Source organism: Armatimonas sp., assembly GCF_043757465.1.
GTDB lineage: Bacteria > Armatimonadota > Armatimonadia > Armatimonadales > Armatimonadaceae > Armatimonas.
The window spans coordinates 43,216-53,919 of the sequence record NZ_JAYVPL010000116.1 but is presented as its reverse complement, the minus strand read 5'-3'; the positions used below and the strand labels follow the sequence as shown (position 1 = coordinate 53,919).

Genomic DNA, 10,704 nt, shown 5'->3' with positions numbered 1-10,704 from the left:
GTTTGTGGCTTGGGCTTCGTCGTTTAGATGGTTTGGAAGAGGGCTGGCAAATGGCGATGTCAGCCCTGTCGGGAAAAGATATGGGACAAGATTAGCGCTGAGCGGGGGGACAATAAAGAAAATTCCTACTTTCTCCCCCGTTGGACGGGGGCTGGGGGGCTACGGGTGCACCCAAGGCTTTCGGTACGGTCGGTGCAGGAGCTGGTTGGCGGCGACATCTCCGACAATGCGCTGCTGTTGCACGTCCCAGGTGAGTGTCCGTCCGGTTTGTTGCGCGAGGTTGGCGAGGATGCAGCTTGCCGTGGAGAGATGGCCCTCCTCAATATCCGCAACGGGCTTGCTGCGCGCGTGGACGGCTTTGAGCCAGTCGGCCATGTGGTAGCGAATGGCCGGAGCGACATGCTTCTCCAAGTCCCGCTCCGTGGCGTCCTCAGGGAACTTGTCTAGCTCTAGCGTCACGTCTTTATGGACCGCGAGGCCGCGGCTGGGGATAAAGTCGTAGCCGTTGACGCTGGCTTTGAGCACACCCTTCTCGCCGTAGAAGATCGCCGACCACGGATACTTCGGATCGGGCGCCTCACCCCAGCTTCTATGTTGCCAGAGCACTTGCGTCTCGCCGAAATCAAAGCTCGCTGTCTGGGTATCGGTGATGTTGGCGATACTGGCCTTGTCCATAAAAATCCCGCCATTTGACGACACGCTCTTAGGCCACCCAAGCCCGAGCATCCATCGGGTCATGTCCAGCATGTGCACGCACATATCCCCGACAATCCCATTGCCGTACTCCATAAACGCCCGCCAGCCGCGTGGGTGAGCAACCGGGTTGTAGGGCCGTAGCGGCGCTGGCCCTGTCCACAATTCCCAGTCCAGATGCTCCGGCGGGGTAGTGTTAGCAGCGTGGCTGTTGTTGCGCATGTGGTAGTAACAACACGTCTCCACTAGCCCGATCTTGCCCAGCTTGCCCTCTCGCAAAATCTCCCGCGCCTCGACCAGATGCGGCGTGCTCCGGCGCTGCGTCCCGATCTGCACCACGCGCTTATGCTTGCGCGCCGCCGCCAGCATCGCTTGGCCCTCCGCAATATCCACCGAGATCGGCTTCTGGCAGTAGACATCCGCCCCTGCCTCCATCGCCGCAATCGCCTGGAGCGCGTGCCAGTGGTCGGGCGTCCCGATTAGCACCAGCTCGGGCTTGGTCTCCTTAAGCAGCGTCCTATAATCCGCAAACGCCACCGGACGCCTCTTCGACGCTTGCTTGGTGGCCACTAAGTCCGCCGCCTCACCGAGCATCTTTTTGTCCACATCGCACAGCGCGACGACCTCGGCGTTGGGGGCGACTTGCAGCAATCGAAGCAGATCGCACTTGCCGTACCAGCCGCTGCCAATCAGCGCGACACGGGGCTTGACATCCTGAAACTCTTTGAAACTAGACGAACTTGCAAAACTCATGCAGGGATTCTACCCGCCAACCCCATAACCCCAGCCGAGCGGGGGGACAATAAGGAATTTTCCTTGCATTCCCCCCGCCGGGCGGGGGGTAGGGGGTAAAATACATCCCATGAACCAAGAGGAAGTTCTTGCTTGGCTTGCGGCGCACCCGTATGGCGAGCAGGACGAAAACGGGGTGGATCTTTCCCTGCTGCGAGCGAACCTGAAGCTTACGCCTGAGCAACGCTGGCTCAAGCATCAGCGTGCTCTACGAACCATTTTGGAGGTGAAACGTGCCGGAGAAAGAACTCGACTTCGCCGCATTGCTTCAGCGTCTTCATGAAGCTGGAGCGCGTTTTGTTCTGATCGGTGGTCTGGCGATGATGTCGCATGGGAGTGCCCATGTGACGGTAGATGTAGACGTGGCCTATGCCCGCGACTCCGAAAATTTTGTAGCACTGGCAAAGGTAATCCAGTCTATTCATGCCCGTTTGCGCGGTGTGCCGCCTGACCTGCCATTTCCTCTGGATGCACAGACATTTCGGAACACACTAAACCTGACCCTAGAAACCGACTTTGGCGATCTGGACTTGCTCGCTGTTCCTGAGGGGCTAGATTCCTATGAGGGGCTCGTCTCTCGCGCTGTGGAAATGGAAGTCTTTGGAGTTCCTGTTCATGTCGCATCGGTGGATGATCTGATCGCCATGAAGCGGGCTGCGAACCGTCCGAAAGACCAGGCGCATCTTTATGAGCTTCTTGCACTCAAAAAACTGCTCGAAGAAGGGTAGAATCCCTGCATGAACCAAGAGTCTATTCGCGCCGCACTGCGCGCCCTTCCTATCGAGCTGCCCTCCTGGGGCTTTGCCAATGCGGGCACCCGTTTTGGTGCTTTCCCCGAGCCGGGAGTGGCACGCGATATCTACGAGAAGATCGAGGACGCAGCGACGGTGCATCGCTTGACGGGTGTCTGCCCGACAGTGGCTGTCCATATTCCGTGGGACTTGCCGCCCGTGGGCAAGACCTGGGCCGATATTGCGGAGTTTGCCAAGAGCGAAGGAGTGGCGATTGGGGCGATCAATCCCAATTTGTTTCAAGACCACGACTATAAGCTAGGCTCGGTATGTAATCCTGACCTGGCGGTGCGTAAGAAAGCCGTCGCGCATCTGAAAGAGTGCGCTGAGATCATGGAAGTGACGGGCAGCAAGCTCCTGAGCATCTGGCTGGCCGATGGGACGAACTACCCGGGCCAGGACGATATTAAATCCCGCCGCCAGCGGCTCATTGACTCACTGGCCGAGGGCTACGCCGCGATGCCAGACGACGGCGAGATGCTGGTAGAGTACAAGCTCTTCGAGCCCGCGTTCTACCACACGGATCTGGCCGACTGGGGCACGAGCTACACGGTCTGCCAGAAGCTCGGGGATCGGGCTAAAGTGCTGGTGGACACGGGGCACCACGGCCACTACACCAATATTGAGTTTATTGTCTCCACACTGATTTCTGAGGGCCGTCTCGGGGGCTTCCACTTCAATGACCGCCGCTACGCCGACGATGATCTAATCGTGGGGAGCGCCAACCCCTACGCGCTGTTCTGTATCTTCCATGAGCTGATTAACGGCAACGACGGTAAAACCGCGTTCCAGACAGCCTACATGTTAGACCAGAGCCACACGGTCGAGAAGAAAATTGAGGCGATGGTGCTCTCAGTTCTCAATGTCCAGACCGCCTACGCCAAGGCGCTCTTGGTAGACCGTGCCGCCCTCGCCGAGATGCAGGTGGCAGGCGATGTCATGGGAGCCCACGCGATCCTGCGCGATGCCTACGAGACCGATGTCCGCCCGATTCTTGCCGCCGCGCGTGAAGAAATAGGCCGCCCCGCCGACCCGCTTAAGGCCCTCGCCAGTGATGAAATCGTCAAAGAGCGCCGCGCCCGTCGCCAAGTCGAGCCCGCCCGTGCCAGCGGCGCGGGTCTGGGGGCATAGAGCCGCACGGTTGCCTGATTGGGAGCTTCTGTGCGAGCATGACTAGGCTATGCTACTCCTTCAGGAGTCGTTCGATCTGTGGGGCGAACGAGGCATAGTCGCGCTCGCCTTGCCAGCGGTAGCGGATACGGCCTCGCTTATCTATGAGAACCGAGATCGGGACTTCGTGCATATCGCCGTAGGCTTCCCGTACGTCTTCGGTGGCCAGAGCCTGTGGGTAGGTCAGGCCGTTTTTCTGGCACCACGCCCTCACGCCCACCGCTCCGTCCTCCTCCGAGAGGGCGCTCCCGACCAGCTCAAGCCCCTGAGCCGCGTAGCGCACATGGAGCTTCTGGAGGGTGGGAACTTCCTGGCGGCAGGGGACACACCAGGTTCCCCAGAAGTTGAGGAGTGTCACTTTCCCGCTCGTGGCAGGCGAGACTGTGCGTCCGTCAATGGTCTGGATCGTGACTGTTGGGGCGGGATCCGTTCGGCGTGGCCTGATATCCGGCAAGGGCTCCAGGGCGGCATACTTGCGTCTTTCGGTCTGCCACCAATCTTTCCAGTGCTGAAGAGCTGCGACTTTCCCTTGGCTCGACAGCCGGGTGGTGTAGCGCCAGGGCTTGTTTGTGAGCTTGACTAGAGCGCTTGCGGCGAAGGTACGCTGCGTCTCAGACGGCTCGTTGAGGCAGGCGATGAGGTCCGGCACAAGCCAGCTTCCTACTGTCGTTTTTGCGCGTCCTGCACCGGACGAGGCCCACTGGAGCACCTCTTGACGAAGCCAGAGATCGTCATCCCGGAGCGCGGCACGAAGAAACGGGCGCTCTTGCTCGGAGCCTACCTGTGCCAGTGCGAATGCGGCCTTAAGCCTCACCTCGGAGTCGTTATCTGTGAGGAGGTCTTTGGCAAGTGCCAGTCCTTCCGCGCTACGCTCACTTGCCAGGGCTTCTGCCACTGCCAGGCGACGAGCGGGTAGTGCATCCTGAGCCGCTTGTCGCAGACGTGTGACGCGCGCTACCCCTGAGAGGTGAGCAAGATCCGCTTCAAGCTTAGGATCACCTCCATGAACATGCTCTGCCTCACCAGTGGGTTGCAGGCGAGCACGCGCAAAGAGGGCGCAGGGAATGCCCACCGCAAGGACGAGCCACATTCCGATCCAGAACCGACTCGGTGGTTTCATAGGGTGCCTATTTTCATGCTTAGTTTACAGTTGGCGGAGCCATCAAGTTCATTTTTATTTTAAAGGCTATCTGGCCTGTCGCCCTAGCCTAGTCAACTCGGTAGACATCCACACCGCAAGCGACAAATATTTTCTTCTCCGGGCCGCCGTAGGCCATAGGGCCGATCTTGGTGGGGAGCTTTGCGATCTCCTGGCTCTCTTTGGTGACGAGCGAGTAGGACAAGAGCGTGTTGCCGTCGGCGTAGAGGATCGTGCCGTCGCCGCCGAGGATGGGGCGGCTGCTGATTTTTTCGAGAGCAGGCGTGCGGATCTCGCCTTTTTGGGGATCGAAGACATAGAGCTTGTTGCGGTAGGCGCAGGCCGCGAGTTTGGTCTGGGAGTCATAGACGAGGCTGTAGACCGAGGCGACATCGGAGAACTCGTGGGTCCAGAGGGCGCGTCCGGTAGCTAAGTCCCACAGACCCACTTTCACGGGGACGCCTTTCTGCGCAGAGAGCCCGTTGGCCTCGGTGCTGGTGCCGATCAGCACCTGCTCCACTCCCACCGGCGCGACCCCGCTGATCCCCTGCGGCCCGAGCGGGTTTTTCAGCACCTCGGACTTTCCCGTTTTGGGGTCGGTGATGCTCACGGCCCCGCCATACTCGCCGTACTTGGCCAGCCAGCCCGCGTAGAGCCGCCCGTCCTCACCGACACTCACACCCGCGCTGGGACGGATGTAGCCCGGCCCCACCCGAAAGATCGTCTTAGGGTTGATATGCTCCACCTGGTTCCATCTTGCCTCGGGGTCGAAGCGGATCACCTCGCCGCCGACATAGGCCACGGCGTAGGAGATACCATCAAGAATCGCCGCATCGTAGACCTCACCGCCGTGATCGGAGACCGTGCGGGTATTGGTGAGCTTGCCCGTCTTGGTGTCGAGGTAGAACAGTGTCTGCCCAAACGTGGGGCCACCCCAGAGACGGCCTCCGTCATCCACACGCAAAAAATGCGTCGGGCGCGGCGCGGCGGGGCCGGGGATGCGCTTTAGATCCAGCTTGCGCTTGCGCCCCCCAAGAGAAAAATAGTCTTGACCACGCACCCCGAAGAACGTCCCCTTATCGTTGCGCGCGAGCAGGCCGCCAGCGTTGTCGGGAAGCGCCAGTGCAAGCGTGAGCGTCTTTTCTCCCGCCACAAACCGCCAGACTTTCTGCCCCTGCCGCAGGATCAGCGTTTTTGCATCGGTGAGGCGCGTGTCCACGGTCCAGGCACCGTCTTTTGGATCGGGCTCTGGGAACGGTAGTGGGGTCACCTCCGCTAAGTCCGGCATCCGAAACGCCTGCGCCCCGACCAGAAAATACCCGTTCCACGCCACCCCGATACTTGCGCCCTGGAGCGCATCCGGGGCTTTCACAAATGCCTTGGTTGCCGGGTCGAAGACCATTGTCTCGGGCTTGCCAAAGCCAAACTGGCAGAAGAGCCGCCCGTCGGGGAGGGCGGAGACATAGCGCAGGTAGAGGTTTCCGTTTGCCTTGGTCGGTGCCCCCAGGTCCTCCACAGCGCCCGTCTCCACGGTCAGCGCCCCCAGCTTGCCGCCGGGGTAGGTCCCGCCGTAGAGCCGCCCGTCCTTGCCAATCCCAAAGTTCCAGATGTAGTCCTCACCGGGGAACTTGGCCGTCTTGACCCACTGGCGCTTGCTCATGTCAAAGAGCATGAACATGCCATCAAAATACGTCCCGACAGCAAGCAGCGTCTCCGAGAGTTTTTCTAAAGCCCATGCCCCCGAGCCCGCCGGAGCCCGGTGCACCTCGGCCACATCGCGCTGGGCATCGATCAGGATCAGCTCCATGTTGGAAGCCTCGTTCATGTTGGTGATGACAAACCACTCGCGGCCCTTGTCGTTGACAATCACCCCAGCGTGTACATTGCGTGCCTGGCACGGCTGTCCTAAAAGTGTTAGTTTCATGGCATCCATCCCCCCGGCCCCCTTCCTTCGCCTGAAACCCGACTTCGCCTGAAACCCGACTTCGTCGGGGCGAAGGAAGGGGGAGCTGTTCTTGTTTACATGATTTGTGGTTGTTTGGGCGGTGCATCAGGTACCACCCAGAGTGCGTTGTCGTACCGAAAGCTGAGCTTCTTGCCGCTCGGGAGCCAGTCAAGTTCCTCAAGCGGATAGGGTGACGTGACGGTTCCCAGGCAGAGGCGCTGGCTACCATCGAGGCGCATCGTGTGAATGGACCAGCGTTCTCGATCACTCTCCGCGAAGGTAAAAGCTGCGAGGCGCTGGCTTTGAGGCGAGTAGGCGATGTCTAACACTGTCTCACTCTTGGGAAAGGGAACCTCAAAGGGAGTCTCACGGCGGGAGCGCTGGCCTTGCGAGAGCCGGAACTCCCAGCGCCAGAATAGAGCCGATCTTGTCTTGAGTCTTTCTGAGTAGTCATTGACTCTGCCGACACCACGGATCAGGTCACCATCGGGGCTCTCGATCAAGTGCCCTGAAGTGATCGTATCGGGCCATAGACTATAAGCCCCCGTCGCATTGTTGGAGGTTCCTAAAGGAATGATTCGCGCCAACGGATCTCCAAGGAGGCTACCGGTGAGGGCGTAGAGTTTTTTGTCTTGGAAGGCAAGCATGACCCAGGCAGTGCCGTTAGCGACCCAGAGCGGTTTTGAACCCACGAGGAGCCAGCGATCAGAGTCGCTTATCTTGTGTTTATCAACAGCCCAGTGTCGTTTTTGCTTACCATCCAAGGTCACTGCTGTGAGATCGGTCACTTCGGGATTACTTAGAGGGCTTGAGAGTACCCACTTGCCGTTGGGCGAAGGCACTCCTGAGGTGCGGGAGAACAAGGCGATGTCGATATTTTCACCAAGTGGCCGACGTTTACCGCTAGGAAGCTCCATCTCAATAGTGCGAAAAACATAGCGTCCCTTTGCGAGCTTCGTAGGCCACTCTACTGCGAGCTGTGTGGTATCGGTTCGCCAGCCGAGGAAACGGACGTGCCGACCCTGCTGGGGCGGCGTGTAGACCCGTACTGCGTTTTTGAGCAAGCTATCCATAGGGATTACTCCAGCACCATTCTACAGCCTCTCTTTGCGGGCTCGGCCCGCTTCGCCGAAGGCGGCCTGAGGCGGGGACTTTCAGGCCCCGCCCTTTCCGTACCACGCTACGATCTTCTGGATCGCCTCTGCCACTTCGTCGGCGTCGGTCTCGGTGTTGGCTTCGTTGACAGGGATCATGACGCCGGTTTCGAGAATCTGCTCTGCGACCGGGCAGCGCTGGGTGGTGTAGTCCACGCTGTCGCAGGCGTGGGGGGCGTGGGCGAAGGCGCTCTTGCCGGTGAAGATCGGGTAGCGGTAGATCGGGTCGCCGATATAGTGGGCTCCGGCACGGACACCCTCCGCGGCAAGGGCTTTGGTCAGGCCATCGGCATCGGTTCCCAGCGTTTCGGGGACGACCCTTAGGAGGTAGAACCACCACGAGGGATTGACGCCCTGCGTTGCCTTGGGGAGTGTGATGCCCGGAACCCCGGCCAGCTTTGCCGTCAGCCGAGTGCACCAGGCGCGGCGCTTGGCGACAATCCCGTCCAGCTTGCGGAGCTGCGCCCGTGCGACCGCGCCCTGCAACTCGGTCATGCGGTAGTTGTTAGCAAGGAACGTCGGTTGGCGCACGAGGGCATCGGGGCGGCGGTTGTAGCCCTTATCCGTGGCGAGGCGGAGCTTCTCCGCGAGCGCGTCGTCGTCGGTGAGAACCAGCCCGCCGTCACCGCAGGAGATGTGCTTGAACTCATTGAAGGAGAAGCACCCCACTACGCCGCGCGTCCCGACCGGGCAGCCCTTGTAGGTCGCACCAAACGCCTGGGCGGCGTCCTCGATCAGCGCCAGACCGTGCTGGTCGCAGAGGGCTTGGAGCGCGTCGAGATCGCAGGTGTTGCCCCAGAGGTGCACGGCAATAATCGCCCGCGTTTTGGGGGTGATTCGCGCCGCCACGGACTCGGGATCAAGCGTGTAGCCATGCGCCGTCAGATCGGCAAAGACCGGGATCGCCCCCTGAAAGAGCACCGGGCTGATCGTCCCCATGTCCGTGATGGGCGAGACAATCACCTCATCGCCAGGGGAGATGCCCAGTGCCATCAGCGCCGTGTGGATCGCCGCCGTCCCGCTGGTGCAGGTGACCGCGTGCTTGGCACCGTACTTCTGGGCAAACTCCGCCTCCAGCCGCTTGACTTTCTTGCCCTGGGCATAGAACAGCGTCCCTTGCTCTAAGGCCTCTTGAAGCTCACGCAATTCATCGTCGCCGTAGCGTGGCTCGCCCATCCCGTAGGGCGTTTGTTTCGCTTTCTCGCCACCAAAAAGTGCTGGTTTCATGGTTACCCCCTAGCCCCCGCCCAGCGGGGGGAATATAAGGAATCTCTTTCTGATTTGTCCCCCCGCTGGGCGGGGGCTAGGGGGCTGGCCACAAACCGCCACCCCCACCGCTCCACCGCGCCGTCCGGGTCGAGCGTCAGAACCGTCGCACCGGGCAGTGGCTCGGGAAACGCAAGTTCCTCGGGGCTTACCCAGTAGGCTTTGCGGCGGGCGCGCTCCCACGTTACTAGCTCTCGGCCCGTGCGCCAGACGATACCGCGCCGCTTGCCCTCGGCGACCACGGCTTTGAGCGCTTCGGCGACTCCGGGTTTTCGCATGTGCGCCGGGTGGAAGAGAAAGTGGGCGACTCCGTAGAAGCGCGTTGCGGCGTCCAAAATCGGCGTTGCCACTTCCAGCGGAGCGAAGATACACAGGTCTTGCGTCGGGGTGGACAGCTCCCAGACGGGAAGCACGGTGCCATCCGGGGCGACCGGGCGGTACAAGTGGCACGTCCCAAAGTTGAAGCCAACCTCGCCGGTTTTCGATGCGCCCTTGGACTGGTCCAGCACGATCCCGACGCGCTCCAGCCAGCCGTAGAACTCGGTGTCGCCTTCCCAGCGCAGGTAGTGGTTCTTATTAGTGACGGGCACTGCGCCAAACAGTGCCACCAGCCGCTCGTACTGGCTGCGGAACTCCTCCTCGCTCCACGGGTGGTCGAGGGCATCGTAGTGCGTGGCGAGCTCGTGGCCTGCGTCGGCGATCTTCGCCATCAGCGCGTCATCGTAGCCGGGGAGGATCACGCACCACGTGCCCGGCGCGTCGGCTTCCTCCAAAGCAGCGAGCAGTGCCTCGGCATCGAGCGGGTTGTTGCCGTCGGTGTCGTGCGAGAGGTGGCCCTGGGCAATCGCGCCGTCGGGGTGGTACCAGAGCAGGGAGAGCGTGATTTCCTGAAGGCTGGCTAGCTCGAAGATGTTTTTGAGGAGCAGCTCCACCCCGGCATCGGCGACGGGCGTGAGAAAACCGCTCAGGCCAGGGATACCGGGAACGGGTGCTCGGTCGAGGTGCCAATCCAGCACTTGGCCGTCGTCGCTCTTGAGCACGCCGTCGTGTGTGGGGCCGGTGCCATCGCTGCTGGGGATGCCATCGCGGGTAATGGCGCGGCCCTGCTGAATGTGAACAATCGAGCCGACAAGATCGGGGGCGATCAGGCGGCACTTGCCGTGGGCAAGAATTCCAGGGAGCTCCGTGGGCCGCCCGTGGGAGTCGGTGCAGGTCGCAAGAACTGTTGTACCGTTGCTTGCGTGCGCGGCGATGCCGCCGAAGAAGTGCCTCCCGTCCATATAGCCTTCACCGAGCGAGCGTAGGCCACTGGCCCAGAGGCTGTAGGTGGCGGGGAGGGGAGTCGCGCCGAGCAACTCGCCGAGGCCGCAGAGTCCGGAGAGCGAGAGCCACGCGCCGCCGTTCTCGACCCAATCGCGCACGGCGTCAGGGAGCTTGCCCTCACCCACCGTGACGAGAATTTTCAGCTCCGGTAGCCGGGTTTCTAGTTCACTGTACGGGATGGGGGCGTAGCACAGGCCGACGTGGCCGAGAATCTCGTGGATGTACTCGGGGTAGCGCACGACGCGGGCGGCGTTGGGGTGGGGCGCAGGCAAGACACAGACCCCCAGAGAGATAGGTATGGCAGACATTGGCATTCTGACCTTAGATTCACCCTCCCCCCTGGCGTTCCTGCGTAGGCAGGTATCATAAACCCTTGCAAAAGGTGACGATGCTGGCTCTCGGTGGACGGACGCGACGTTTCATGTGCAGGTT

9 protein-coding genes are annotated in these 10,704 nt (G+C 61.2%); 3 read left to right on the top strand and 6 right to left on the bottom strand.

Features of this window, described 5'->3' with window-relative positions; all coding sequences use genetic code 11:
• Window positions 1-159 precede the first annotated feature (159 nt).
• A complete protein-coding gene (locus ACH2ED_RS15665; RefSeq protein WP_395093025.1) occupies window positions 160-1,446 on the bottom strand; it encodes a Gfo/Idh/MocA family protein in 1,287 nt (428 codons plus the stop codon).
• Between the two features lie 109 nt (window positions 1,447-1,555).
• Between ACH2ED_RS15665 and ACH2ED_RS15660 the strand changes: the two genes are divergently transcribed.
• From ACH2ED_RS15660 to rhaI, 3 genes are read left to right on the top strand one after another with little or no spacing between them, the layout of a single operon-like run.
• Entirely contained in the window at window positions 1,556-1,768 is a 213-nt protein-coding gene (locus ACH2ED_RS15660) for a hypothetical protein (RefSeq protein WP_395093023.1), read from the top strand.
• Entirely contained in the window at window positions 1,719-2,213 is a 495-nt protein-coding gene (locus ACH2ED_RS15655; RefSeq protein ID WP_395093020.1) for a nucleotidyl transferase AbiEii/AbiGii toxin family protein, read from the top strand. The genes ACH2ED_RS15660 and ACH2ED_RS15655 overlap by 50 nt, the downstream gene beginning before the upstream one ends.
• A gap of 9 nt (window positions 2,214-2,222) precedes the next feature.
• Window positions 2,223-3,407: an L-rhamnose isomerase gene (rhaI, locus tag ACH2ED_RS15650; RefSeq protein ID WP_395093018.1), complete on the top strand. Its 1,185-nt coding sequence runs from the start codon at window positions 2,223-2,225 to the stop codon at window positions 3,405-3,407.
• A gap of 52 nt (window positions 3,408-3,459) precedes the next feature.
• Here rhaI and ACH2ED_RS15645 read toward each other — a convergent pair whose 3' ends face one another.
• The 5 genes from ACH2ED_RS15645 to ACH2ED_RS15625 form a co-directional block, all read right to left on the bottom strand.
• Window positions 3,460-4,566 (bottom strand): redoxin domain-containing protein, encoded by a 1,107-nt coding sequence (locus tag ACH2ED_RS15645; protein ID WP_395093016.1) that lies wholly within the window; start codon window positions 4,564-4,566, stop codon window positions 3,460-3,462.
• 88 nt (window positions 4,567-4,654) lie between these two features.
• Window positions 4,655-6,508 carry a hypothetical protein gene (locus ACH2ED_RS15640; protein ID WP_395093013.1) on the bottom strand — a complete coding sequence of 618 codons (1,854 nt, stop codon included), beginning with the start codon at window positions 6,506-6,508 and terminating at the stop codon, window positions 4,655-4,657.
• Window positions 6,509-6,603: 95 nt separating this feature from the next.
• Complete coding sequence (locus ACH2ED_RS15635) at window positions 6,604-7,602, bottom strand: hypothetical protein (RefSeq protein ID WP_395093011.1); 999 nt, start codon at window positions 7,600-7,602, stop codon at window positions 6,604-6,606.
• Between the two features lie 81 nt (window positions 7,603-7,683).
• A complete protein-coding gene (locus ACH2ED_RS15630; protein WP_395093009.1) occupies window positions 7,684-8,910 on the bottom strand; it encodes a DegT/DnrJ/EryC1/StrS family aminotransferase in 1,227 nt (408 codons plus the stop codon).
• Between the two features lie 2 nt (window positions 8,911-8,912).
• Window positions 8,913-10,580 (bottom strand): hypothetical protein, encoded by a 1,668-nt coding sequence (locus ACH2ED_RS15625; RefSeq protein WP_395093006.1) that lies wholly within the window; start codon window positions 10,578-10,580, stop codon window positions 8,913-8,915.
• Window positions 10,581-10,704: the final 124 nt, after the last annotated feature.